The sequence below is a fragment of the Nonomuraea sp. MTCD27 genome, from assembly GCF_041950495.1.
GTDB lineage: Bacteria > Actinomycetota > Actinomycetes > Streptosporangiales > Streptosporangiaceae > Nonomuraea.
In genome coordinates, this window is record NZ_JBGNUW010000002.1 from 314,493 (window position 1) to 337,845 (window position 23,353).

Genomic DNA, 23,353 nt, shown 5'->3' on the forward strand with positions numbered 1-23,353 from the left:
ACGGCGCAAATGCTCACGATCGGTGTCGACATTGGCGGGACGAAAGTGGCCGCCGGTGTGGTCGACGACAATGGCGAGATCGTCGAACACACACTGAGGCCCACCGCCGCCGACCGCCCGGAGGTGGTGGCCGAGACGGTGGCCGACGTCGTTCGCGAGCTGTCGCACGGTAGAGAGATCGAGGCCGTCGGGGTCGGCGCGGCCGGGTTCGTGGACGAGACCCGGTCGATGGTGCGCTTCGCCCCCAACCTCGCCTGGCGCGAGGAGCCGCTGCAGAAGAAGATCAGCGGCCTCGTCGGCCTCCCGGTCGTGATCGAGAACGACGCCAACGCCATGGCGTGGGGCGAGACCCGGTTCGGGGCCGGCCGGGGCCAGTCCCACGTGGTCTGCCTGACGCTCGGCACCGGCATCGGCGGCGGCCTGGTCTTCGACGGCGCCCTCTACCGGGGCCGCTGGGGCATGGGCGCCGAGCTGGGCCACATGCAGGTCCTGCCCGGAGGCCGGCAGTGCGGGTGCGGCAACATCGGCTGCTGGGAGCAGTACGCCAGCGGCCAGGCCCTCGTCAAGGACGCCAGGGAGATCGCCGCGGCCGAGCCGGAGCGGGCGGGCATCCTGCTCGGGCTGGCCGGCGGCACGATCGAGGGCGAGGAGGTGACCGAGGCCGCCCGGCTGGGCGACGACGCCTCGCTGGCCGCCTTCCGCAGCCTGGCCGACTGGCTGGGCCAGGGCATGGCGGACCTGGCCGCCATCCTCGACCCCGGGTGCTTCATCGTCGGCGGTGGCGTCTCCCGGGCCGCCGACCTGTTCATCGACCGGGCCAGAGAGTCCTTCGCCGAGCGCATCACCGGGCGCGGGCACCGGCCGCTCGCCGAGATCAAGCTGGCGGAGCTGGGCGCCTCCGCCGGGGTGGTGGGCGCCGCGGACCTGGCCAGGCAGCGCTAGAGCCGCCGCCCGCACGTGACGATCAGGGTCGCGACCTACAACCTGCACGGGCTGCGCGACAGCGTTCCCGCGCTGACCAGGGTCATCGGTGCCGCGCGCGCCGACGTGCTGTGCGTGCAGGAGGCGCCCAGGTTCGGCCGGTGGCGGGCCAGGCGGCGTGCCCTGGCCGCCGCCGTCGGGCTGACGGTGGCCACCCCCGGCCGGGTCGGGGGCGTGGCCGTGCTCACCGGCCGGCGGGCCCGCGTGCTGCACGCCGAGAGCCACCGGCTGCGGGCCTTCCTCGGGCTGGAGCGGCGGGGGCTGGCCGTCGCCGTGGTGCAGGCCGAGGGGGCGCGGCTGGCCGTCGGCTCGCTCCACCTCGACCTCAACGACCCGGCCAGGGTGCACCACGCCGCCGAGGCGGTGGCGCTGATGGAGCGCGTGGCGGCGGCGTACGGCGCGGCGATCGTGCTCGCCGGCGACCTCAACGAGCAGGCGCACCAGCCGGCCTGGCGCTATCTCGCCGGGCGGCTGGCCGACTGCTACGCGGTGGCTCCCAAGGGCGACGGGCCGACCTTCCCGACCGCCGGGCCCTCCGTACGCATCGACGGGGTGTTCGCCGCGCGCGAGGCGCGTGTCGTGTCGTGCGGGGGAGTGGACGCCCCGATCGCCGATCTGGCCGGGGCCAGCGACCACCTGCCCGTTGTCGCCGAGTTGCGAGTTGGGCACTAACGGGCAAGACCGGCTCTCCAGCCCGTAGCATTTCCTCATGACCCGTCGCTCTCAGCGGCGTGCGCTCTCCTTGTTCTTGGCGACGTCCGTGGCCTTGACGCAGGTCACGCCCGCCGCGCATGCCGATCCACGGCCCGCCGCCGAGGCGTGGCAGCAGTCGACCAGCGTGCGCCTCCAGGCCGACGGCTCGCTCTCCGACGTGCTCGCCGTTTCCCCGAGCGACGTGTGGGCGGTGGGTCAGCAGGAGATCTGGGACGTCTGGAAGAACCGCGGCACCATCCGCCACTGGGACGGCCGCAGGTGGGCCGAGGTGGGCGTGCGCGACGGCACGGCCGCGGGCAATCTGCGCGGGCTGGCCGCCGCCTCCTCCTCCGACGTGTGGGCGGTCGGCGACGGGCACGACGGGCTGCCGTACATCGTGCACGGCGACGCGGCCGGGTTCGACCGGGTCAGACCGCAGGGGCTGCGGGCCGGAGACTGGCTCGGCGGCGTCGACGCGAAGTCCGGCCGGGTCGTGGCGGTCGGCAGCCGCGAGAAGAACGGGCTCATCCTCACCGGCCAGGGCAACTCCTGGACCGTGCAGGAGACCAAGGAGAAGGGCGCGCTCTACGCGGTGGCGGGCGGGTTCGCCGTCGGCGACACCGGCACCGAGCCGCTGATCGTGCACAGCTCCGGCGGCTCGTGGAAGTCCATGCCGCTGCCCGCCATCCCCGGCGGCTACCTGCGCGACGTGCAGGTGGACAGCTCGAAGCGGGCGGTGGCGGTGGGCGGCGTCTACCGCGGGCCGGGCGACATCACCCCGCTGGCGCTGGCCTGGAACGGCAAGCGCTGGCGCGAGCTGTCGCTGCCCGGCTCCGAGGCCAGGCTCTACGGCGTGACCGGCGACGGCAAGGGCCGCTACTGGATGACCGGCTACGACCCCGCGCGGGCGGCGGAGCCGTTCATGATGCGCTGCGAGAAGAGCGACTGCGAGATCATCCGGGGCGCCGTCAAGCAGGGCAGGAGCAGCGTACGCCTGCAGGCGGTGACCTATCTCGCGGGCAAGGGCACGGTCTGGGCGGTCGGGCACGCGGTCGACACCGCCGACCGCTACACCGACGTCGTGGAGTCGTTCGCGCCCCGGACGACCACGCAGAAGTCGTAGGAGTGCCGGGCGCGTCCTACAGGACGGCGCCGTCGTCCCAGCCGGAGTCGTTGGGCGGGCCGTCGCCCATGCGCACCACCAGCGCCACGAACCCGCCGATGAACGCCGCCACGGCCGTGAACAGCGCCCACCCCTCCATGTGCCAGCTCGCCATCGCCGCGACCAGCAGATAGGCGGGGCCGCCGAACAGCGCCACCCACGCGAGCTTGGTCGTCAGGTCCAGCTTGGGCAGGGGAGGCGGCGGCGGGGGCGTGAAGTGCCCCTCTTCCTCGTCGTCGCCCTCGTCCCGCGGCTCGTCGTCGTCCTCCCCAGGGTCCCGGGGATCCCCGGGGTCCCCGGGTTCCTCCTCCGGAGGTTTGACGACCCGGCGGGTGGGCTCGGCGGGGACGTTCTCGCTGTCCGGCCAGGGCTGGTCGGCCGAGTCGTGCTCGGCTGTGTCGTTGAAGGACGCGACGATCTGCCGCCAGACCTCGTCCTCGTCACTCTGGGGCGTCACCTAGATGGGCCTCTCCGCAGCGATCGCGACTTCCCCCTGGGTGCGATCAGTCCCTCTGCAAGGGTACCGAGGCATGTGTCCGGATGAAGTCGAGGCTCCCGGCAAAGATCCTGTCGGCATCGTTGTCCAGTGTCGCAACATGGTAGCTATCGGTAAGCTCCTCGATCGTGGCCTGGGAGACCTTCTCACGGATGATCGCGACACTCGTCGGCTTCACCACGTGGTCCTCCGCGCTGTGGAAGACCAGCAGCGGCTGTGTCACCTTCGCCAGGTCGGCCTGCACCAGCGACCACAGCCCCGGCAGCGAGGCCGCGGCCTTCACCGGGGTGCGGGTGTAGGCCAGCTCGGTCACGCCGGGTTTCTTGACGTCGTTGGCGACGCCGGGCACCGACGGCACGAACCATTTGAGCAACGGAGCCAGCTTCAGCAGGGGAACGTCGTTCGCGATCGACGGGTTGACCACCACCACGCCGCGGATGGCCGTGCCGTGCACCTCGGCGAGCCGCAGCGCCAGGCAGCCGCCCAGCGACAGCCCCGCCACGAACACCTCCGCGCAGCGGCCCTGGAGGTCGGCGAACGCCTTCTCCACCTCGGCGTACCAGTCCTCCCAGCGCGTCCTGTTCATCTCCTGCCATCTGGTGCCGTGTCCGGGCTGGCGGGGCAGCGAGACGCTGATCCCGTGCCCGGCCAGATACTCACCCCACGGTCGCAACGATTGCGGCGTGCCGGTGAACCCGTGGCACAGCAGCACGCCGACCTGGCCTGCTTCGTGGTGGTAAGGATCCGCGCCTGGCATGAGCGGCATAACAGCTCCTCTGTGCTGTTTCATTCCGGCGATTTCCTCCAGAACGGCCCGATCGTCGCATGTTCCGGGGTGTTTGTGCGAGAGCTGATGTAGGAGCATGGCCTTCGAGATGGGAAGATGACTCTGCTCGCCAACGTTGCTCGCCAATGCTCGCCGACGAAGCGGCGCAGGGAAGAGGTGCCAGGGTGTTCTACTGGGTGGTCAAGGCCATCTTGGGGCCGTTCCTCCACCTCGTGTTCAGGCCGTGGACCGAGGGCGCGGAAAACGTGCCCAGGCAGGGCCCCGCGATCCTGGCCGGCAACCACCTGTCCTTCGCCGATCACTTCTTCGGCCCGCTGCAGATCCGCCGCAAGGTGATCTCGCTGGGCAAGGCCGACTACTTCACCGGGCGCGGCATCAAGGGCTTCTTCACCCGGCTGTTCTTCAGCGGGGTCGGCACCGTGCCGATCGACCGCTCGGGCGGCAAGGCGAGCGAGGCGGCCCTGCGCACCGGGCTGCGCATCCTGCGCGAGGGCAACATCCTGGGCATCTACCCCGAGGGCACCCGCTCGCCCGACGGCCGCCTCTACAAGGGCAAGACCGGCGTGGCCCGGCTCGCCCTGGAGTCCCGGGTGCCGGTGATCCCGTGGGCGATGGTCAACACGTACGAGATGATGCCGCCGGGACGCCCGCTGCCCAAGGTCGGCATCCGGCCGGGCGTGAAGTTCGGCAAGCCGCTCGACTTCTCCCGCTACTACGGGATGGAGGACGACCGGCTGGTGCTGCGCGCGGTGACCGACGAGATCATGTACGCGCTGATGGAGCTGTCCGGGCAGGAATACGTCGACAAATACGCCGCCAGCGCCCGGGTGGAGATGGAGCGCGCGGCACGCGCCACCGCGGCCAAGGGATAGCCGCGGCCTGGGGGGTGACCTCCGTGCGTCCGCCGGAGACGGCTCACACGGAGGACCGTAAGGCCTCTTCCGTCTTCCGCATGGCGCTCGTCATCGCGTGCAGCTCCTCGCGGCTGAGCCGGTCGATCAGGTAGGCCCGCACGACCTCCAGGTGACCCGGCGCCACCCGCTCCAGGCAGCGCCGGCCCGCCTCCGTGAGCACCGCCAGCACGCCGCGATCGTCGGACGGGCACGTCGTGCGCTCCACCAGGCCGGCCTTCTCGAGCTGGCCGACCTGATACGTCAGCGCGCTCTTCGACACCACCACGCCCCTGGCCAGCTCGGTCATGCGCATCTGGCGGCCCGGGGTGTCGGCGAGCCGCACCAGGATCTCGTACTGCGGGTGGGTGAGCCCGGCCTCGGCCTTGAGCTGCTCCTCGATGCGCCGCTCGAGCAGGTGGGAGGTGGACAGGAAGGCGCGCCACGCCGCCATCTCCGTCGCGTCAAGCCATCGGGGGTCCGTCACCGCCTCAGTGTACGGCTCGTTCAGATTTGAACATTCACTGCTAGAGTTGTCGTTCAAATCTGAACAACAATCAAGGAGGCCGCATGGTGGACCAGGCGCGTCCCGTCGTCCTGCTGCTCGCCAGGATCGCCATCGGGGTGATCTTCCTGGTGCACGGCTACCAGAAGTTCGCGACCATGGGGATCGCGGGCACGACCAAGTTCTTCGAATCCGCCGGCATCCCGCTGGCCGGCGTGGCCGCGCCGGCCGTGGCCACGCTTGAGGTGGTGGGCGGCCTGGCGCTGATCGTGGGCGCGGCGCTGCCGATCGTGGGCACGCTGCTGGCCCTCGACATGCTGGGCGCGATCGCCTTCGTGCACGGCGCCAACGGCCTCAGCGGCGAGGGCGGCTACGAGTTCGTCCTGGCGCTGGCCGCGGCCAGCCTGGCCGTCGGGTTCACCGGCGGCGGCGCGCTCGCGCTCGACCGCGTGCTGGGCCGCCGGCGCGGCACGGTTCCCGCGACCGCCTGACCGGCCGCCCGGTTCCGCCGGTCCAGACGATCGAGGACCCCGCGGCGGTCCTCTGCGAACGGCCTCGCCGTGCTCACGGCGGGGCCGTTCGCCTGCCGGTCTGCCGGTGGCTCAGGACAGGTGCGCGCGGATCTGCCTGATGTGCTCGGGCGTCGTACGGCAGCAGCCGCCGATCAGCGACGCCCCCGCCCGCTGCCATTCCGTGGCGGCCTGACCGTATTCCACCGGATCGGTCAGCCCCAGCCAGCGGCGGCCGGCGGCGTCCCACGTCTCGCCCGAGTTCGGGTAGACGACCACGGGCAGGCCGCCGGACAGGCACGAGATCAGCCCGGGGATGTGGCGGGGCGCGGTGCAGTTCGCGCCGACGGCCACCACCTTCGGGTTCCCCGCGAACAGGGCGGCGGCCTCGCGGATCGGCGTGCCGTCGTTGAGCCGCTCGCCGTCGCGGCAGGAGAAGCTCACCCACGCCTTCACGCCGGTCGTGCCGGCCAGCAGCCGGGCCAGCGCCCGCGCCTCAGGGTAGGACGGGAGGGTCTCGCAGGCCAGCAGGTCGGCCCCGGCCGCGGCGAGGATCTCCCAGCGCGGCAGGTGCCAGGCGTACAGGCCGTCCTCGTCGAGGTCGTAGTCGCCGGTGTATTCGGCGCCGTTGGCCAGGTAGGCGCCGTACGGGCCCACCGAGGCCGCCACCAGCCCGTGCCCGGCCTCGTCCCGGGCCTGCCCGGCCAGCTCCACCGACAGCCGGATCAGCCGCTCGGCCTCGGCCACGTCCAGCCCGCGGCGCGCGAAGCCGGGGATCGTGGCCTGATAGCTGGCGGTGGTGGCCACGTCGGCCCCCGCCGCGAAGAAGGCGGCGTGGGCGGCGCGGATCAGCTCGGGCTCCGCCAGCAGCAGCCGCGCCGACCACAGGTCGTCGCGCAGATCGGCGCCGAGCCGCTCGAGCTGGGTGGCCAGCCCTCCGTCCAGGACAAGTGTCGTCACTTATCCAGGGTACGAGCCGACGGATGCCCCGGGAACGCGCCGATGACGTGGTCGAGCAGGTCAGGCGTGTCCTCGGGGGACTCGACCGTGAAGTCCGCCCGGCGCGCCAGCTCGTCGCCGGTCTCCCCGTTCGCCACCGCTACCCTGACGCCCAGGAACGCCGGGTCCCGCTCCTCCCGGCCGCGCAGCGCGTCGAACGCCCGGCCGTCGGACAGGTCGTCGCCGAAGTACCAGGCGCGGGTGAGCGTCTCGGTCTCGCGCTCGATGACCGTGCCCTTGTCCAGCTCGACCGGGGGCCTGAGCTCGACGACCATGCGCCCGTACTGCTCGCGCAGTCCCAGCTCGGCCGCCTTGTCGGAGGCCCAGCGCTCCACCGCGCCGCGCAGCGCGGGGACCGCCCGGTAGTGCAGCGCCACCAGCAGCGCCTTGTCCTCCACCAGCACCTCGCCGGGCAGCTCGCGGGCGGCGTCGGCGACCAGGCGGGCCATGACGGGGGCCCAGGGCTGGGCGCCGGCGTCGGTGCGTACGCGGCCGTCGACGACGGTCTGCATGCCGTACAGGCCGAACACGCGCACCTCGGGGGCGCCCGCGAACCGGTCGGACAGGAACGCGGCCGGCCGGGCCGAGACGACGGCGACCCTGCTCACGAGCCCCGCCAGCACCCGCAACCGCTCCACCGCGCCGGCCACCGGGAACACGGCGGCCGGATCTCGCATGATCGGGGCGATCGTGCCGTCGAAGTCGAAGAAGAAACCTGACCTCCGGTGCTCCGAGACGGTGGCGGACACCGCCTCGACGAAGCGGAGAGGGGCGCGAGAGGTCGCCATGCTCAGTGACGATAGAACAGCCTGACCGGCTCGGATAGACACCCGCACGTAATTGCACCGGCCTCCCGGCGCACCCCGTGAGGGCTGGGCGATCACGGGAGCATGGGGCCTACGCGGAGGGCGCGGGAACGGCGGCGAGGCGGGCGAGGGCCGGGCGGTCCAGCACCACCACCTCCCCGGAGCCGATCGCGATCAACCCCCGTCGCTCGAACCGGCGAAGGGCACGGTTGACGCTCACCCTGCTCGCCCCGATCTCGGCCCCCAGCCCCGCCTGCCCGCCGTGCAGCGGCACCCGCCCGGCGTCCGCGTGCCCGCCGTGCAGCGGTACCGGCCCGGCGTCCGCGTGCCCGCCCGGCGGCCCGTCCACCTGCCCGTCCGGCGGCGTGTCCGGTACGCGGGCGGCGGCGCAGCGGCGTACCAGCCAGGCGGCCACCCGCGACGGCACGTCGCGCACAGCCGCGTCCAGCAGCCGCTCGTCCAGGTCCCGCACCGTGGCGGCCAGCGTGCGCAGCAGCCGCGCCGCCACCGACGGCTCGGCGTCCACGAGCTCCAGCACGGCGGCCCGCGGCAGGTAGGCCACCTCCACCTCCGTCAGGGCCGTGCGCGTGGCCCGGTGCGGCCCGTCCACCAGGAGGGCCGTCTTGTCGAACGCCACCGGCGCGGCCTCCACCGCGAGCACCACCTCCCTGCCCTCGGCGCTCACCCTCCCCGCCTTCACCCGCCCGGCCAGCAGCACGATCAGGTGATCGGCCGGATCCCCCTCGGTGCACAGCACCTGCCCGGCCGCGTAGCGCCGCAGCCGGGCCACCGCCGCCGCCCCGCGCAGCCGCTCCTCCCCGAGCTCCTCGAACATGGGCAGGTCCGCCAGTGTGTACGCCATGTATCCGTTGATACACCACCCCCGTGCCCCGCGATGCTGAGCACCGGGACCGCCGGGCCCTAGCGTGCGGGCATGGCGAGATACGTGTTGCAACTGGCCTTCGACGGCGACCCCCGGCGGCTCGCGGCCCGCCCCGCGCACCGGGAACACCTGCGGCGGCTCCAGGAGCGGGGGCGCCTGGTGACCGCCGGGCCCTGGGCGGACGACAGCGGCGCGCTGCACGTCTACGAGGTGGCGGACGAGGCCGAACTCCGGCAGATCCTCCGGGAGGACCCGTACACGGCCGTGAACGGCTACGAGATCGTGCTGCTCCGGGAATGGACGCCCATCATGTGACCTCCCCGGAGCGGGCGCGCCGCCCCGGGGAGGCGGCGCGCCCGCGCGGCAACGGCACGCGGGATCCAGCCGGTCAGGCGCGCTTCCAGAAGGGGCCGCGCCGGCCCTCACCGGAAGTCCCGGCCCCCGGCCCGGAGCCCGCTCCCGGCATCGGCCCTGGGCCGCCGGAGCCCGGCAACGCCCCCGGTCCCGACCCGGCCCCCGGTCCCGGCATTGGTCCCGATCCCGATCCCGGGGGCGGTGAGCCGCCGCCGACCAACGCGGTCAGCACCTCGACGGCGCGGTCGTGCAGCGCCCGGGCGTCGGCCGCGCCCGGCCGCTCGGCCGCCTCCAGCTCCCGGGCCAGCGCCTCCAACTCCTCGTTCCCCCCGAGGTACGCCGCCAGCGCCGCCAGCCGCGTGCCCAGATCCGCCAGGTACGCCGGATCCGGCACCGGAAGAGCCCTCAGCCGGTCGAGCTCGGCCACCAGCTGCGGCCGTACCGACTCCGGCCGCTGCGTGGGCCGCCCCGCGTACATGCCGGACCGCCCACGACCGGGCGCCGCCGGAGCACGCTTCGGCCCCTTCGGCATGGCCGCCTCCGGCCCGCCCGGCCCCCGGCCCGCCGGCCCGCCGAACCCGCCGGCCTGCGGCCCGCCGGCCACGAACCCCTGCTCCATGTCCGCCACGTCGAGGCCGGGCCCGGACATCCGGGAAACGCTCATGGGGGCGGCGGCCAGCATCGCGTTGGCCGCGAAGCCGCCCACCATCGGCGCCGCCCGCGGCATCTCCCAGCCGCTCGGCGGCTCGACCGGCTGGATGACCCGGTGCTCCGGCCCTTCGCCGGCGACCTGCCTGGTGTCGATGGCCACGTACGCGGTGAAGCGGCACAGCACGCCGTATTCGAGCGACGTACGCACGATCCGGGTCTCCAGGTCGTGCTCGCCCATGGCGTACCGGTCCTCCAGCTCCCGCAGGTGGGCCCGGGCCCAGACGGCGCGGATGGCCGGGTTGTCCACCGTCACGCCGGCGACCCGCTCCTCCCACGGCGCCCCCTCCGCCAGCCCGCGTACGGTGGCCGAGGTGCCCTCGCGGTGCCGTCCGTACGCGCGCAGCGGCACGCCCGGGAAGATCGAGCCGAGGTGGGTGACCGTGCCCGGCTCGACCTCGAGACCCTTGATCGACAGGTCGGTGACCAGGGGAGCGCCGATCCTGCGGTGGATGTGCTCCATGGCCGCGTCGAGCCGGTCCTCCGACTCCACCAGCTCGCACCGGCCCGCGCCGAGCCCGGCCAGGCGGCCGAGGAACCCGGCGTTCACGGCCCGGTCGATGCCCACCGTGTGCACGCGCATGGCCGACAGCGCGCCGCCCGCCTGCTCCAGGATCTGGTCCTCGTTGCCCACCTGGCCGTCGGTGACCAGCACCACGACGCGTTCCCGCCCGGCCTGGCCGCCCAGCAGGGCGATGGCCTGGCGCAGCGGTTCGAGCAGCTCGGTGCCGCCCCGGGCGTCCACCCGGGCCAGGTGCTCGACCGCCCGGTAGCGGTTGCGGTCGGAGGCCTCCACCAGCCCCTCGAACGCCTGCTCCACCACCGAGTCGAAGGCCAGCACCGCGAACCGGTCCTGCGGCGTCAGCGTGTCCACGATGCGCGCCGCCGCCCGCCGGGCGCAGACCATCTTCCAGCCGCTCATGCTGCCGGAACGATCGAGCAGCAGCACCAGGTCGCGCGGAGCCCGGGTGGCCTGCAGCGGCGGAGGCAGCACGGTGAGCGCGAACGTCCCCCGGCCGTCGAGCTGCAACGACGTGGAGGCGTCGAACGACAGCCGCAGCACGAAGTCCCGGTCGAGGCGCTCGCCGGGGCGCAGGCGTACGGTGCGGGCCTGTCCGTTGGGGGGTCCCTCATGACCGTCTTCCACCACGTGCAGGCTGGAGGCCAGCTCGCGCAACTCCAGACCGGCGGCGTCCACGGTGGCGGCCAGCGAGAGCCGCACCGGGTTGGGGAAGCCCGGCAGCAGGACGGGCGGGCTGATCCGGGAGGCGTCGGGGACGGCGTCGGTGTCGGGCGCCGTGCCGTCACCGGCCGGCCGCCCGTCGACCGGGCTGCCGGGGATGTAGCGCGGGGCCACGACCAGCGGGAACCTGAACGTGGCCGCGCCGTCCTCGTACGGCAGCGGCTGGCTCATGGTCAGCCGGACCGAGACGCGCTCGCCGGGCAGGATGTTCCCCACCCTGATCGTGAACACGTCCGGCCGGTCCTCCTCGGCGATCGCCGCCCGCCTGCCCTCGCGCAGCGCCTGGTCGTAGTCCGCCCTGGCCTGCCCGCGCTCCTTCAGCACGCCTTCGATCACCCGGTCGTCGGCCTCCATCCGGAACCCCGTCACGGCCGCCCGGTCGGGCAGCGGGAAGACGTACGTGGCCTCCAGCGTGACGTCGAACGGGTTCCTGAACCCCTGCGTGACCTCGACCCCGGCGACGAGCCCGGAGATGTCCGCGGTCACGTCCACGCTCTCCAGCGGCAGGTTGCCGCGTTCGGTCAGCAGCGCGCCGATCCCGGCGTCCGGCACCGGCAGGCACCGTGCGGGCTCCAGCGAAGTGATCTTCATGTCAGCTCCCTCTCTTCGAGCACCGCGAGCAACGGCCCCGCCGCCGCCAGCACCGCCTGTACGTCCTCCTCGGACGGAACCCGGCCCGCGTCCAGCACCAGCCGCACCCCGTCTCCCAGCCTGACCCCGCTGACCACGCTCGCCCGCGACGCCACACCGCCATGTCCGGCCCCCGACTTCGCGGAAGTGGCAGCTACACGGCCGGCTTCCCCGGAATGAGTCGGCCCGCCGGCTCCACCGGTGTCGCCGCCCCCCGCTCGGGCAGGCGCGACACCCGTGCCGAGCCCCGCGTCGGCCGGCCGACCGCGCACGGCATGCGCGCCGCGCGGGCCCGCCCCGGCACTCTCGTCGGACGCGCCCCCGGGTCCGGCCGGACGGCCGGGCAGCGCGGTCACGCCCCTCCCGTGGCCCGCCGCGGGCGGCGCCCCAGCGGTTGCGCCTCTCGGATCTCCCGCCAGAGGCTGCGGCTCAGCGGGTGTGTTTCGCGCGTGGTCCGCCGCGGGCTCCGGTCCAGCGGGTGTGCCTTGCGGGCGACCGGCTGCGGGCCCCGGTCCGGGGGTGTTGCCGTTGCCCGCAGCCGCCGGATGGCCGGGCGCCACGCCGGCGTCCTCAGCACGGCCCGCTCCAGGCTTCGGCGGGACGTTGTCCGGTGCCGCTCCGTGGGCGCGCGCGGTCTCGGCACCCGGCCGCTCGGCCCAGAACCGCCCGCGCGCCGTCTCCCCGTCGAACGAGCCCGCCCGCGACCCCGGCCCACCGCCACCGGCACGTCCACCGGCAGCACCGCCCGCCTGGCCCGCGTCCGGCACCGGCGTGCCCTCCACCCGGGCCGCCGTCTCCAGCATCCGGTCCGTCGCCCCGGCCAGCATCGCCTGGATCTCGGCGATCGACCGGCCGGCCGCCTGCAACCGCTTCACGGCCACCAGCTGCAGCAGGTGCCGCCGCCCGTACCGCGCGATCCGGCCGCGCCGGGTCAGCGGCGGGTCCACCAGCCCGATGGTCGTGTACCACCGGATCAGCCGCTCCCCGGGCACGTCCCGGACCCGGCCGTTGGCAGGGGGCGGCGCGCCGTCGCGCAGCAGGCGCCCCGCGTGCTCGGCCAGCTCGCCGATCGTCCAGGTCTCGCTCATACCCTCACAATGACACTGTCACTATTACACTGTCAACGACGCCGGTGATCGGAAGAACTACGCGCCCGATTTCGTTCTAAATGTGTAAAGTCCGACCGTCGGGGAGGAATGACGACATGGCTACGATCACCGGTCCCATCTCAGGCGAAGCCAGGAACACCGTCGCTGAAGCTCTCCAGGGCGCCCTGGTCGACCTCATAGATCTCTCACTGGTCGCCAAGCAGGCCCACTGGAACCTCATCGGCTCCCACTTCCGCCCGATCCACCTCCAGCTCGACGAGGTGACCGAGCTGGCCAGAACGCACATGGACACCATCGCCGAGCGCGCCGTCGCCCTCGGGATCAACCCGGACGGCCGCTCCGCGACGATCTCCCGCTCCACCAAGCTCCCGCAGCCGGAGGGCGGCTGGATCGAGGACGGCAAGGTCGTGGCGACCTTCACCGACATCCTGGGCGGCATCAGCAAGCGCATGTACGAGCGCATCCAGGCCACCGACGAGCCCGACCCCGTCAGCCAGGACCTGCTGATCGCGGTGGCGCAGGACATCGACAAGCAGCACTGGATGTTCCAGGCCCAGCGCTGACAGATCTGCGGAGAGCCCGGGCGTACGGCCCGGGCTTTCGCATGCGCCGAGGCAAGAGGTGATCATCGCTTGTGGATCCGGCGTGCCGCGGCAGGCACCCGCAGCCGGACCGGACGTGCCCGGCTCCGCCACGGTGCTGTCACCGGGACCCGGTTCCGCAGGCAGATGTCCCGGTCCCGGACGTCTCCTCGCCGCCCGGGAAAGCGGTTTCGCCGTCACGCAACGTCACGGGGTGGGCGGTCGCCGCTTGGCGTGCGTCCGCCAGGCGTACGGAACGTCACCGCCCGCGGAGGGTCGGGCGGAGCGGCGCCGGGGTTTGCGCAGAGTTTGATGTCGCGAGTCCCTGCCATTCATGTCGGTGCGGTCGACTAGCGTGGCACCTAGAGGGAGGCCCCACGATGTCCCACAAGACTCTCCTCCGCACGGGCCCGCTCTTGCCTGGCGGGGTAAGCCCGTATGGACCGCTCGCCCTGCCCGGGCCGGGCGGGCTGGCGCTGCCCCACGGGTTCACCGGCAGGGTGGTGGCCCGTTCCGGCCACAAGGTGGCCGGCCTGACCTGGCACGCGGCGCCCGACGGCGGCGCCTGCTTCCCCGACGGCGCCGGCTGGATCTACGTGTCCAACTCCGAGCTCCCGCTGCTCGGCGGGGCCTCGGCGCTGCGCTTCCGGGCCGACGGCAGCATCGGCGACGCCTATCGCATCCTGTCGGGCACCGACCTCAACTGCGCGGGCGGGGCCACGCCGTGGCACACCTGGCTGTCGTGCGAGCTCGGCCACCGGGGCCGCGTCTTCGAGTGCGACCCCTACGGCGCGCGCGCCGCGCGCCCCCGCCTGTCCATGGGCCGCTTCAAGCACGAGGCCGCCGCGTGCGACCCGGAGCGGCGGGTGATCTACATGACCGAGGACGAGCCCGACGGCTGCTTCTACCGATTCCGGCCGGGCGACTGGGGCGACCTGACGGAGGGCACGCTGGAGGTGCTGTGCGCCTCGGGCCACTGGCAGGCGGTGCCCTCGCCGGCCGCCCTGCTCAAGGAGGCCCGCCACCAGGTCGAGGGCGCCCGCCACTTCGACGGCGGCGACGGCTGCCACTACGCCGGCGGGGTGTGCTACTTCACGACCAAGGGCGACACCGGCCTGTGGGCGTACGACGCGCAGACCTCGACGCTCGACCGCCTCTGCGAGGGCGTGCGCGCCATCACCGCCGCCCCCTCCGGCGACCTCTACGTCGCCAGGGAGCGCCCGGAGATCGACGTCATCGCGCCGGACCGGGCGGTGACCCCGTTCCTGCGGCTCGAGGGCCACGACGGGGCCGAGCTGACCGGGCTGGCGTTCTCGCCGGACGGCCGGCGCCTCTACTTCTCGGCCCGGCGCGGCCGCACGGAGGGCCACACGTTCGAGGTGGCGGGCCCCTTCCGCACCTGACCCACGTGAACGCACCTACCTGGCTCGCGTGAACGCACCTACCTGACCGGCGCGAACGCACCTACCTGGCCCGCGTGAACGCCTGACCCCGCGGCTCAGGCCAGGTAGCGGACCAGCATGTGCTTGAGCTCGTCCACCAGCTCGGCCGACCGCTCCGGCGGCGATGAGGTGATCATCGGCATCACCGCCTTCACCATGGCCAGCCCCATGGTCCCCATGAGCTGGGCGCGCTCCTCCGGCAGCTCGGGGGCGCGGCGCCGCAGCATGGCCGCGAGCTGCCGCGCGATGTCCTCGTGCAGCCGCTGCGAGGCCGCGGCGAACTGGTCGCCGGTCGCCGTCCCGTACAGCAGCGACCAGTACGCCGGCGACTCGCTCTTGAACTTGACGCTCTCGTCCACGAGCTGCCCCACCAGCGCCTCCAGCGGGATCTCCGGCGTGACCGCGGCCAGCCGGGCGGCCCAGAACTCCTGCCGGTCGACGGTGTAGCGGGCCACGAGCCCGTCCAGGATCTCCTCCTTGTTCCTGAAGAACTGGTACAGCGACCCCGGCGACACCCCCGCCCGCGCGGCGACCTGGTTCGTGGTCAGGTCCGGGTAGCCGACCTCGGCGATCACCAGCTCGGCGGCGTCGAGGATCTCGGCCATGCGCTTCAGGCCGCGCGCCTGCCGACGGACCGTGCGTTCAGCCATGGGTCTCCTCGTTGACAAATACGAGCATTTACTTGTATTTCTGGTTCCGGAAGCAAACACGAGTAGTTTACCGACTTTCCGGGAGACCCCATGAGAACCGTGCTCGTAACGGGGTGCGGCAGCGGGTTCGGCCTGCTGACGGCGCTCACGCTGGCCAGGAGGGGCGACCGCGTGCTCGCCACCGTCCGCGACCCCCGGTCGGAGGGCGCCGAGCGCCTGCGCCGCTCCGCCGCGGACGAGGGCCTGCCCCTCGAGGTGCGGCGGCTGGACGTCACAGAACCCTTCGCAGGCGCCCCTGTCGAGCTCGACGCGCTGGTCAACAACGCCGGATACATCCTGCGCGGCCCCGTCGTCACCCTGTCCGACGAGGAGCTGCGCGCACAGTTCGAGGTGAACGTCCTCGGCCCCGTCCGCCTGATCCGCGCCCTCGCGCCCCGCATGAGGCCGGGCGGCGTGATCGTCAACGTCTCGTCCATCGCCGGCTCGGTCGGCGTGCCCTTCGAGGGCGCCTACTCGGCGGCCAAGGCCGCCCTGGAGTCGCTGTCGGCCGCGCTCCGCTTCGAGCTCGCCCCGTACGGGCTGCACGTCGTCGTGATCGCCCCCGGCAACTACGGCACCTCCATCCGCGCCCGCGCCCGCTGGGCCGAGGCGTTCACCGAGGACCACCGCGACCGCGCGGCCCACGACCGGTTCTGGTCGGCGTTCGACCGCTCCCTGGCCGGCCGGGGCGACCCGCAGGAGGTGGCCGACGCCGTCGCCGCGGCCGTCGAGGCCCCCGAGGCGGCCTACCACCGGCTGGTGGGCAAGGACGCCGAGTTCCTGTACGACCTGCACCGCCGGACGTCCCAGGAGGACTTCGAGCGCCTGGTCGGCGAGACCCTGGGGCTCGAACGATGACCGCCGGGACGGCGCGCGCGAGGGCGGTGCCGGCATGGCGGTGAACACGCGTCCCCGCCCGGCCCGCGCGGCCACCGGCGGGCCGCCGCTGCGCAGGCTCGGATTCCTCCTCGTACGCCGCCGCAGGCTCGTCCTCTCCCTGGCCCTGGCCCTGCTGATCGGCACCGGGGTGCTGGCCGCGGGGGCGGTGTCGGGGCTGTCGCTGGCCAGGTTCGAGGCGCCGGGCTCGGAGTCCGACCGGGCGCAGGCCGAGCTGATCGAGCGGTTCGACACGGGCAGCCCCGACATGATCTTCCTGGTGACGGCCAGGAGCGGCACCGTGGACGACCCCGCGGTGGAGGCGGCGGGCAGGGACCTGACCGCGCGCGTCGGCCGCGAGGAGGGCGTGGCCGAGTCGGCCTCCTACTGGACCCGCGGCAAGCCCGCCACCCTGCGCAGCGAGGACGGCAGGCACGCCCTCGTCGTGGTGCGCATCCCGGGCGACGCCGACCACGTGCGCGCCCGGGTGCTCCCCAGGCTCGTCCCCGAGATCACCAAGGGCACGGACCTGCTCCAGGTGCGGGCCGGAGGAGGGGAGGAGGTGTTCCGCGAGACCGTCCCGCTGGCCCGGCAGGACTTCGTCCGGGCCGAGCTGGTCATCTTCCCGCTGGCGTTCGCGCTGCTCTGGCTCTACCAGCGGCGCGCCATGGCGGCCCTGGTGCCGATCCTGGCCGGGGTGTACGCCATGGTGGTCGGTCTCGCGCTGCTCAGCGGCGTCCTGCCGTTCGCCGACATCTCCACCTTCGCCCTCAACCTGACCCTGGCCATGGGCCTCGGCCTCGGCATCGACTACTGCCTGTTCGTCGTCCAGCGCTTCCGCGAGGAGACGCGCGACGGCGCCGACAGGGCGGCGGCGGTCGCCGGGGCGGTCGAGCACGCGGGCAGGACCGTGCTGTTCAGCGGCCTGACCGTGGCCTCGTCCCTGGCGGTGCTGTTCGTGCTGCCGTTCGACTTCCTGCGCTCGTTCGCCTACGCCGGCATCGCGGTCGTCGCGGGCGGCCTGGTCGCGGCGGTCATCGTGCTGCCGGCCGTGCTCGCCACGATCGGCGGCACAATGTTGCCGAAGGGGCTGCCGAAGCGGGCCGGGCCCGAGCGCGCCGACGGGTTCTGGCACGGCCTGGCCACCCGGGTGATGCGCCGCCCGCTGGTGTACGGCGGGCTGGCCACCGCCCTGCTGCTGGTGCTCGCCTCGCCCTTCCTCGGCCTGCGCTTCGGCGTGGCCGACGACCGCATCCTGCCCCCGGAGGCGTCGTCCCGGCAGACCCAGGAGGTCATCCGCCAGACCTTCCCGGCCGAGGAGACGGACGCCATCCAGCTCGTCTCCACGGGGGCGGGGGGAGACGTCCGGCAGTACGCCACGGCCCTGTCCCGCCTGCCCGGCGTCGCCCAGGTGGACTCGCCGGCCGGCTCGTACGCCGGGGGCGCCCGCGTCGGCGACGGGGACACCGGCAGGTTCCGGGGCGAGGGCACCTGGCTGTCCGTGGTCCCGTCGGCCGCGGCCCTGGCGGACGACCCCGTACGCCTGGTCGAGGCCGTACGCGCGGTCGAGCCCCCCTTCGAGGTCCTGGTCGGCGGCTACCCGGCCGAGCTGTCCGACTACCGCTCCTCCGTCGTGGACCGGCTGCCGCTGGTGCTGGCGCTCATGCTCGGGGTGACGTTCGTGGTCCTGTTCCTCATGACCAGGAGCCTGATCATCCCGATCAAGGCGACCCTCCTGAACGTCCTCAGCCTCGGCGTCATGTTCGGCGCCATCGTCTGGATCTTCCAGGACGGCAACCTGTCGGGCCTGCTCGGCTTCACTCCCACGGGCACGCTCGACCCGAGCATCCCGATCCTGATGCTCTGCGTCGCCTACGGCCTGTCGATGGACTACGAGGTCTTCCTGCTCTCCCGCATCAAGGAGGAGTACGACCGGACCGGCGACACGGAGCAGGCCGTGGCCACGGGGCTGCAGCGGGGGGCGCCGCTGATCACCGCGGCCGGGGGGATCCTGGCGCTCACGTTCGCCGCCTACGCCACGGCGCAGGTGGCGTTCGTGCAGATGCTGGGCATCGGCATGGCGGTGGCCGTGCTGGTGGACGCGACGGTGATCAGGGCGGTGCTGGTGCCGAGCCTGATGCGCCTGGCGGGCCCGCTCAACTGGTGGCCCAGGGGCCGGTGACCGGCGGCGGGCTCAGAGGTCGCGCGACCACACCTGCTCCTTGACCTCGACGCCGTTCTCCGTCCCCGTCTCCTCCGACTCCAGCTCGAACTCGGCCGCCTGGTAGATGCGCCGCGCGCTCACCAGGCTGTCGCGGGTCCACAGCGTGATCCGCTTGTAGCCCTCGGCGCGCGCGTGCCGCAGGCACTCGTCCACGAGCCGCCGCCCGATGCCCAGGCCCCGGGCGGACGGCTCGACCAGCAGCATCCGCAGCTTGGCCGTGGTGTCGTCCTGCCGCACGCAGAACACGCAGCCGGCCCGCTCCCCGCCGACCTCGGCGATCCACCCGGCGTCGCGCGAGAAGTCCAGCTCGCCGACGATCCTGGAGACGAGCTGCTCGAACTCCGTGCCCCAGCCGTACTCCTCGCTGTAGAGCACGCCGTGCCGGTAGACGACCCAGCCCAGGTCACCCGTGCGCGGGGGCCTGATCACGTACGGCTCGCGCTCCCGCGCCGGGCCGAGCAGCGCCCTGATCGTCGCCATGCCGGTGACCAGCCGCTCCTGGTCCGCCTCCGGCAGCCCGGACAGCAGCCGCCCGATCTCCTCGGCGGAGCGCCGGTCGAGCCCGGCGAAGACCTCGGCCCCCTCCGGGGTGAGCCGCACCAGCTGCTTGCGCGCGTCGGAGGCGGAGCGCTCGCGGCCGATCAGCCCGTCGCCCTCGAAGCGCGCCAGGATCCGGCTGAGGTAGCCCGCGTCCAGGTCGAGCAGCCCGCGCAGCTCGCCGGTCTCCATCCGCTCGGCCTGCGCCAGCTCGAACAGCACCCTCACCTCGGTCAGCGAGTACGGCGAATCGAGCATCCCCGCCTGGAGCGCGCCGATCACCTTCGTATAGAACCGGTTGAAGGCTCGGACCTCAGAAACCCTTGCTTCTGTCAACGAACTCATTGCCATAGTCAACCATAGGAGGATCCCCGCTGTGAAGCACGTGCGCATAGGCGGATACGGCCCCGGCATCGTCACGATCGGCGGCGGCCTCACCAGGGTGGCGGCGCCCTCGTTCCTGGCCGCCCACCCCACCCTCCCGGTGCTGTACGCGGCGGGCGAGCTCGAACGCGGCTGGCTCACCGCGTACGAGGTGGGGGCGGAGCTGGCCCCGCTGGACGAGCGGCCCAGCGAGGGCCACAGCCCCTGCCACGTCGCCGTCGACCCCGGGGGCACCCTGCTCGCGGCGGCCAACTACGGCGACGGCACGGCCCTCCTCCAGCGGATCGACGAGCGGGGCGCGTTCGCTGGCGAGCCGATCGTGCTGCGCCACGAGGGCTCGGGCCCGAACGCCGAGCGCCAGGAGGGCCCGCACGCCCACCAGGCCGTCTTCCACGACGGCCTGCTGCACGTCTCCGACCTCGGCACCGACGAGATCCGCCGCTACCGCCTCGACGGCACCCCGCTGGAGCCGATCCGGATGAGCCCGGGCACCGGCCCGCGCCACTTCGCCTTCTCCGGCGGCCGCCTCTACGTGGCGGGCGAGCTCGACGGCACCGTCACCCTGATCGAGGGCGAGCGCCGCACGGTCGTCCCCGCCTCCGGCCACGAGGGCCCGAACGACCCCTCCCACCTTCAGGTCGAGGGCGACTTCGTCTACGTCGCCAACCGCGGCCCCGACACGATCTCGGTGCTGCGCGCCGCCGACCTGTCGCCGGTGGCCGAGGTGCCCTCCGGCGGCCACTGGCCCAGGCACTTCGCCGTCGACGGCGAGCGCATGTACGTGGCCAACCAGCACTCGAACGACGTGACCGTCCTCGCGCTGCGCGACGGCGCCCCCGAGCCGGCCGGCGAGGCGTACGAGGTGGAGAGTCCGGCCTGTGTGCTGATCATGTAAGGAGTTCGCCAAGTCACGGCCCACAGGGCAGTCCGGTCATGACCATGGGCACGTGCGCAAGATCCTTCTCGTTCTCGTCCTGCTGGCCTCCGCCTGCGGCGGACCGCCTCCCGTCACGCCCCCGGTGACCGCACCCGTCGCGCGGGCCCACGCACCCGAGGCGGACGTGCAGGAGTCCTGGCGGATCACCCGGCAGGGCGCCGAGCACGAGATCGAGGGCTACGCCGACCGGGTGAGCGTCCTGCCGGGCGAGCGGTTCCGGCTGCACGTCTCGACGACCGCCCCGCGCTTCTCCGCGCGCGCCTTCCGCATGGGCGCGAACCCGGCCAGGGTGTGGGAGTCCGCGCAGGTCCAGGGGGTGCGGCAGGCGCCGATGAGGGTCCAGGACGGCACGGTCACCGCCGCCCACTGGACCCCGTCGCTGACCGTGGACACGGCCGGCTGGCCCGAGGGCGCGTACCTCGTCAGGCTCGACGCCTCGACCGGGGCCCAGCGCTACGTCCCGATCACCGTGCGCTCGGCCTCCACCGCCGGCCGCGTGGTGATCGTGAACGCGGTCACCACCTGGCAGGCGTACAACCTGTGGGGCGGCCGCAGCCTCTACCAGGGCCCCGGCGGGTTCGCCGGCCGCTCCCGCGCGGTCACCTTCGATCGCCCGTACGACGGGACCGGCGCCCGCCTCTTCCTCGACTTCGAGAAGGAGGCCCTGGCGGTGGCCGAGCAGAGCGGCGTCCCGCTGGCCTACCTGACCAACCTCGACCTGCGGCCCGGCGCGCTGGACGGCGCCCGGGCGGTGGTGTCGCTCGGCCACGACGAGTACTGGTCGCCCGGCATGCGCAAGGTCGTCACCCAGGCCAGGGACCACGGCACCAACCTCGCCTTCCTCGGCGCCAACGCCGTCTACTGGCGCATCGCCATGAACGGCAGGAAGGTCGTCTGCGACAAGGAGCGCGTCTGCGACCTGTGGCGCGAGTCGGAGCCGGAGAGCACGCTGGTGGGTCAGATGTACGACTGCTTCCCGGCGGAGGGCGTCTACCGGGTGAGCCGGCCGGGCCACTGGATCTTCGCCGGGACCGAGGGGCGGCGCTTCCCCGGGATGGTCGGCGTGGAGACCGACCGCGTGTCGCGCGGCTCGCCGGACAACGTCAAGGTGCTGGCCGAGTCGCCGTTCTCGTGCGGCGGCCGGTCGAGCGTCGCCCACAGCACCTATTACGTCGCGCCGAGCGGGGCCGGGGTGTTCGCCTCCGGCACCATGCGCTGGGTGTGCGCGCTGCGCGGCAGGCGGTGCGGCCACGGGGTCACCGAGCCCGCCGCCGCCTTCACCCGCCGCGCCACGATCAACCTGCTCACCCGGTTCGCGAAGGGGCCGGTTCAGGAGCCGTGAGCGCCCTCGACGGCCAGCCGGACGGCCGCCCGCCAGCGCTCGTACGCCGCGTCGTCGCGCTCGCCCGGCTCGAAGCGCCGGCCGAGCTGCCACGTCTTGCGCAGCTCGGCCCGCGACGCCCACACGCCCGCGCCCAGCCCGGCCAGGAACGCCGCGCCCAGCGCCGTCGTCTCCTGGATCGCCGGCCGCTCCACCGCCGCGCCGAGTTGGTCGGCCTGGAACTGCATGAGCAGGTCGTTGGCGCTGGCCCCGCCGTCGGCCTTGAGCATCGGCACCGACCCGCCGGTCATCGACTCCACCACGTCGCGCACCTCGAACGCGATCGCCTCCAGCGTGGCCCTGACCAGGTGCGCCCGCGTCGTGCCGCGCGTGAGGCCGGTGATCAGCCCGCGCGCCCGGGGATCCCAGTGCGGCGCCCCCAGCCCGGTCAGCGCGGGCACGAACACCACCCCGCCGCTGTCGGGCACCGTACGCGCCACGGCCTCCGACTCCGGCGCCGTGCCGATCAGCCCCAGCCCGTCGCGCAGCCACTGCACCGCCGCCCCGGTCACGAAGATCGACCCCTCCAGCGCGAACGTGCGCTCGCCGGACGGCGTCTGCCAGGCCACGGTGGTCAGCAGCCCGGAGTCCGACCGGACGATCTCCCCGCCGAGGTTGGCCAGCACGAACGAGCCCGTGCCGTAGGTGCACTTCACGTCGCCCACGTCGAAGCACGTCTGCCCGAACAGCGCCGCCTGCTGGTCGCCCGCCACTCCGGTGATCGGCAGCTCCAGCCCGAGGAAGGCCGCCGGGTCGGTACGCCCCAGCGGGCCGTAGTTGGGCACGATCTCCGGCAGCGCCTCCTCGGGCACCCCGAACAGCTCGCACAGCTCCGGCTCCCAGGCGCCGGACGACAGGCCGTACAGAAGCGTGCGGGAGGCGTTGGACGGGTCGGTCACGTACCGCGCGCCCGCCGTCAGCCTGGCGATCAGGTACGAGTCCACCGTCCCCACGGCCACATTTCCGGACTCGACGCCCGCCCACGTCCCCGGGTCGTGCTCGGCCAGCCAGGTGAGCTTGGTGGCGGTGAAGTAGGGGTCGAGGCGCAGCCCGGTCAGCTCCGACACGCGCGGCTCGTGCCCCGCCTCGCGCAGCCGCCCGCAGATGGCGGCGGTGCGGCGGTCCTGCCAGACGATGGCGCGGCGCGGCGCGGCCAGCGTGCGCCGGTCCCACAGCACCGCCGTCTCGCGCTGGTTGGTGATGCCCACGCAGGTGGGTGTGGTGTCCGTGCCGCGCAGGGCGGAGGCGCAGGCCGACAGCGTGGCCTGCCAGATGTCCTCGGGATTGTGCTCGACCCGGCCCGGCTCGGGAAAGTGCTGGGCGAATTCCTCGTATCCCTTCGACGCGATCTGCCCGTTTTCCGAGACAACGAGCGCCGTCACCCCAGTTGTCCCGGCATCGATGGCCAACACAGTCACGAAATTTCCTCCCTGTAAGGGTTTAGTTTCGAAGCCTGGCGTTTGGTCTAGACCACTGCCTGTGAGGGCGGGCACAATGCGAGTCTGTCATCAAGGACTGGTTCGTGACCCCCATCGGGAGGAACCCGC

At 73.3% G+C, this 23,353-nt stretch carries 23 protein-coding genes; 12 read left to right on the forward strand and 11 right to left on the reverse strand.

Going from position 1 to position 23,353, the window contains the following annotated elements; all coding sequences use genetic code 11:
* Positions 1-9: 9 nt before the first annotated feature.
* The 3 genes from ACBJ59_RS05960 to ACBJ59_RS05970 are packed head-to-tail and all read left to right on the forward strand — an operon-like array spanning position 10 to position 2,797.
* Positions 10-942 carry an ROK family glucokinase gene (locus ACBJ59_RS05960; RefSeq protein WP_375109156.1) on the forward strand — a complete coding sequence of 311 codons (933 nt, stop codon included), beginning with the start codon at positions 10-12 and terminating at the stop codon, positions 940-942.
* 15 nt (positions 943-957) lie between these two features.
* A complete protein-coding gene (locus ACBJ59_RS05965) occupies positions 958-1,653 on the forward strand; it encodes an endonuclease/exonuclease/phosphatase family protein (protein ID WP_375109157.1) in 696 nt (231 codons plus the stop codon).
* Positions 1,654-1,690: 37 nt separating this feature from the next.
* Positions 1,691-2,797 carry a hypothetical protein gene (locus tag ACBJ59_RS05970; protein WP_375109158.1) on the forward strand — a complete coding sequence of 369 codons (1,107 nt, stop codon included), beginning with the start codon at positions 1,691-1,693 and terminating at the stop codon, positions 2,795-2,797.
* A gap of 16 nt (positions 2,798-2,813) precedes the next feature.
* Here the strand turns inward: ACBJ59_RS05970 and ACBJ59_RS05975 are convergent, their stop codons facing one another.
* Positions 2,814-3,293: a hypothetical protein gene (locus ACBJ59_RS05975; RefSeq protein WP_375109159.1), complete on the reverse strand. Its 480-nt coding sequence runs from the start codon at positions 3,291-3,293 to the stop codon at positions 2,814-2,816.
* 46 nt (positions 3,294-3,339) lie between these two features.
* Complete coding sequence (locus ACBJ59_RS05980; RefSeq protein ID WP_375109160.1) at positions 3,340-4,098, reverse strand: alpha/beta hydrolase; 759 nt, start codon at positions 4,096-4,098, stop codon at positions 3,340-3,342.
* 185 nt (positions 4,099-4,283) lie between these two features.
* On the opposite strand from ACBJ59_RS05980, the gene ACBJ59_RS05985 reads away from it, so the two are divergent.
* The gene (locus ACBJ59_RS05985) at positions 4,284-4,991 is read left to right on the forward strand and encodes a lysophospholipid acyltransferase family protein (protein ID WP_364135978.1); all 708 of its coding nucleotides are present in this window, start codon (positions 4,284-4,286) and stop codon (positions 4,989-4,991) included.
* Positions 4,992-5,034: 43 nt separating this feature from the next.
* Here ACBJ59_RS05985 and ACBJ59_RS05990 read toward each other — a convergent pair whose 3' ends face one another.
* Complete coding sequence (locus ACBJ59_RS05990) at positions 5,035-5,496, reverse strand: MarR family winged helix-turn-helix transcriptional regulator (RefSeq protein WP_375109161.1); 462 nt, start codon at positions 5,494-5,496, stop codon at positions 5,035-5,037.
* Positions 5,497-5,579: 83 nt separating this feature from the next.
* On the opposite strand from ACBJ59_RS05990, the gene ACBJ59_RS05995 reads away from it, so the two are divergent.
* Complete coding sequence (locus ACBJ59_RS05995; protein WP_375109162.1) at positions 5,580-6,005, forward strand: DoxX family protein; 426 nt, start codon at positions 5,580-5,582, stop codon at positions 6,003-6,005.
* A 111-nt stretch (positions 6,006-6,116) separates the two neighbouring features.
* Here the strand turns inward: ACBJ59_RS05995 and mmuM are convergent, their stop codons facing one another.
* The 3 genes from mmuM to ACBJ59_RS06010 all read right to left on the reverse strand — a co-directional run bounded on the left by mmuM (position 6,117) and on the right by ACBJ59_RS06010 (position 8,690).
* Positions 6,117-6,983, reverse strand: coding sequence for a homocysteine S-methyltransferase (gene mmuM, locus ACBJ59_RS06000; RefSeq protein ID WP_375109163.1), 867 nt, complete (start codon positions 6,981-6,983; stop codon positions 6,117-6,119).
* Positions 6,980-7,810, reverse strand: a complete 831-nt coding sequence (gene otsB, locus ACBJ59_RS06005) for a trehalose-phosphatase (RefSeq protein ID WP_375109164.1) — start codon at positions 7,808-7,810, stop codon at positions 6,980-6,982. Before otsB ends, mmuM begins: the two co-directional genes overlap by 4 nt.
* A 109-nt stretch (positions 7,811-7,919) precedes the next feature.
* A complete protein-coding gene (locus ACBJ59_RS06010) occupies positions 7,920-8,690 on the reverse strand; it encodes a Crp/Fnr family transcriptional regulator (RefSeq protein ID WP_375109165.1) in 771 nt (256 codons plus the stop codon).
* A gap of 72 nt (positions 8,691-8,762) precedes the next feature.
* Between ACBJ59_RS06010 and ACBJ59_RS06015 the strand changes: the two genes are divergently transcribed.
* Positions 8,763-9,026 (forward strand): YciI family protein, encoded by a 264-nt coding sequence (locus tag ACBJ59_RS06015; RefSeq protein WP_375109166.1) that lies wholly within the window; start codon positions 8,763-8,765, stop codon positions 9,024-9,026.
* 73 nt (positions 9,027-9,099) lie between these two features.
* Here the strand turns inward: ACBJ59_RS06015 and ACBJ59_RS06020 are convergent, their stop codons facing one another.
* Positions 9,100-11,607 carry a VIT domain-containing protein gene (locus ACBJ59_RS06020; RefSeq protein ID WP_375109167.1) on the reverse strand — a complete coding sequence of 836 codons (2,508 nt, stop codon included), beginning with the start codon at positions 11,605-11,607 and terminating at the stop codon, positions 9,100-9,102.
* Positions 11,604-12,734: a MerR family transcriptional regulator gene (locus ACBJ59_RS06025; RefSeq protein ID WP_375109168.1), complete on the reverse strand. Its 1,131-nt coding sequence runs from the start codon at positions 12,732-12,734 to the stop codon at positions 11,604-11,606. Before ACBJ59_RS06025 ends, ACBJ59_RS06020 begins: the two co-directional genes overlap by 4 nt.
* 116 nt (positions 12,735-12,850) lie before the next feature.
* On the opposite strand from ACBJ59_RS06025, the gene ACBJ59_RS06030 reads away from it, so the two are divergent.
* Both ACBJ59_RS06030 and ACBJ59_RS06035 read left to right on the forward strand, forming a co-directional pair.
* Entirely contained in the window at positions 12,851-13,318 is a 468-nt protein-coding gene (locus ACBJ59_RS06030; RefSeq protein WP_375109169.1) for a Dps family protein, read from the forward strand.
* Positions 13,319-13,716: 398 nt separating this feature from the next.
* Complete coding sequence (locus tag ACBJ59_RS06035; RefSeq protein WP_375109170.1) at positions 13,717-14,739, forward strand: alkaline phosphatase PhoX; 1,023 nt, start codon at positions 13,717-13,719, stop codon at positions 14,737-14,739.
* Positions 14,740-14,834: 95 nt separating this feature from the next.
* On the opposite strand, the gene ACBJ59_RS06040 is transcribed toward ACBJ59_RS06035, so the two are convergent.
* A complete protein-coding gene (locus ACBJ59_RS06040) occupies positions 14,835-15,428 on the reverse strand; it encodes a TetR/AcrR family transcriptional regulator (RefSeq protein ID WP_375109171.1) in 594 nt (197 codons plus the stop codon).
* A gap of 90 nt (positions 15,429-15,518) precedes the next feature.
* On the opposite strand from ACBJ59_RS06040, the gene ACBJ59_RS06045 reads away from it, so the two are divergent.
* Together ACBJ59_RS06045 and ACBJ59_RS06050 are read left to right on the forward strand one after the other, a co-directional pair.
* Complete coding sequence (locus ACBJ59_RS06045) at positions 15,519-16,325, forward strand: SDR family NAD(P)-dependent oxidoreductase (RefSeq protein ID WP_375109172.1); 807 nt, start codon at positions 15,519-15,521, stop codon at positions 16,323-16,325.
* 34 nt (positions 16,326-16,359) lie between these two features.
* Entirely contained in the window at positions 16,360-18,525 is a 2,166-nt protein-coding gene (locus ACBJ59_RS06050) for an MMPL family transporter (protein WP_375109173.1), read from the forward strand.
* Between the two features lie 12 nt (positions 18,526-18,537).
* On the opposite strand, the gene ACBJ59_RS06055 is transcribed toward ACBJ59_RS06050, so the two are convergent.
* Positions 18,538-19,386 carry a GNAT family N-acetyltransferase gene (locus ACBJ59_RS06055; RefSeq protein ID WP_375109174.1) on the reverse strand — a complete coding sequence of 283 codons (849 nt, stop codon included), beginning with the start codon at positions 19,384-19,386 and terminating at the stop codon, positions 18,538-18,540.
* Positions 19,387-19,480: 94 nt separating this feature from the next.
* Between ACBJ59_RS06055 and ACBJ59_RS06060 the strand changes: the two genes are divergently transcribed.
* On the forward strand, positions 19,481-20,383 hold the full coding sequence (locus ACBJ59_RS06060) for a lactonase family protein (protein WP_375109175.1): 903 nt from the start codon (positions 19,481-19,483) through the stop codon (positions 20,381-20,383).
* A gap of 52 nt (positions 20,384-20,435) precedes the next feature.
* Positions 20,436-21,767: a N,N-dimethylformamidase beta subunit family domain-containing protein gene (locus tag ACBJ59_RS06065; protein WP_375109176.1), complete on the forward strand. Its 1,332-nt coding sequence runs from the start codon at positions 20,436-20,438 to the stop codon at positions 21,765-21,767.
* On the opposite strand, the gene ACBJ59_RS06070 is transcribed toward ACBJ59_RS06065, so the two are convergent.
* Entirely contained in the window at positions 21,755-23,224 is a 1,470-nt protein-coding gene (locus ACBJ59_RS06070) for an FGGY family carbohydrate kinase (RefSeq protein ID WP_375109177.1), read from the reverse strand. The two genes, ACBJ59_RS06065 and ACBJ59_RS06070, sit on opposite strands and share 13 nt — an antisense overlap.
* Between the last annotated feature and the right edge of the window lie 129 nt (positions 23,225-23,353).

Excerpts from the sequence above, each read along its gene's own strand:
- ACBJ59_RS05970 (WP_375109158.1), top strand. The coding sequence starts at position 1,691 with ATGACCCGTCGCTCTCAGCGGCGTGCGCTCTCCTTGTTCTTGGCGACG.
- ACBJ59_RS06020 (WP_375109167.1), bottom strand. The coding sequence starts at position 11,607 with ATGAAGATCACTTCGCTGGAGCCCGCACGGTGCCTGCCGGTGCCGGAC.
- ACBJ59_RS06015 (WP_375109166.1), top strand. The coding sequence starts at position 8,763 with ATGGCGAGATACGTGTTGCAACTGGCCTTCGACGGCGACCCCCGGCGG.
- ACBJ59_RS05960 (WP_375109156.1), top strand. The coding sequence starts at position 10 with ATGCTCACGATCGGTGTCGACATTGGCGGGACGAAAGTGGCCGCCGGT.
- ACBJ59_RS06045 (WP_375109172.1), top strand. The coding sequence starts at position 15,519 with ATGAGAACCGTGCTCGTAACGGGGTGCGGCAGCGGGTTCGGCCTGCTG.
- ACBJ59_RS06040 (WP_375109171.1), bottom strand. The coding sequence starts at position 15,428 with ATGGCTGAACGCACGGTCCGTCGGCAGGCGCGCGGCCTGAAGCGCATG.
- ACBJ59_RS06030 (WP_375109169.1), top strand. The coding sequence starts at position 12,851 with ATGGCTACGATCACCGGTCCCATCTCAGGCGAAGCCAGGAACACCGTC.
- ACBJ59_RS06050 (WP_375109173.1), top strand. The coding sequence starts at position 16,360 with ATGGCGGTGAACACGCGTCCCCGCCCGGCCCGCGCGGCCACCGGCGGG.
- ACBJ59_RS05980 (WP_375109160.1), bottom strand. The coding sequence starts at position 4,098 with ATGCCGCTCATGCCAGGCGCGGATCCTTACCACCACGAAGCAGGCCAG.
- ACBJ59_RS06010 (WP_375109165.1), bottom strand. The coding sequence starts at position 8,690 with ATGGCGTACACACTGGCGGACCTGCCCATGTTCGAGGAGCTCGGGGAG.
- ACBJ59_RS06025 (WP_375109168.1), bottom strand. The coding sequence starts at position 12,734 with ATGAGCGAGACCTGGACGATCGGCGAGCTGGCCGAGCACGCGGGGCGC.
- ACBJ59_RS05995 (WP_375109162.1), top strand. The coding sequence starts at position 5,580 with ATGGTGGACCAGGCGCGTCCCGTCGTCCTGCTGCTCGCCAGGATCGCC.
- ACBJ59_RS06035 (WP_375109170.1), top strand. The coding sequence starts at position 13,717 with ATGTCCCACAAGACTCTCCTCCGCACGGGCCCGCTCTTGCCTGGCGGG.
- otsB (WP_375109164.1), bottom strand. The coding sequence starts at position 7,810 with ATGGCGACCTCTCGCGCCCCTCTCCGCTTCGTCGAGGCGGTGTCCGCC.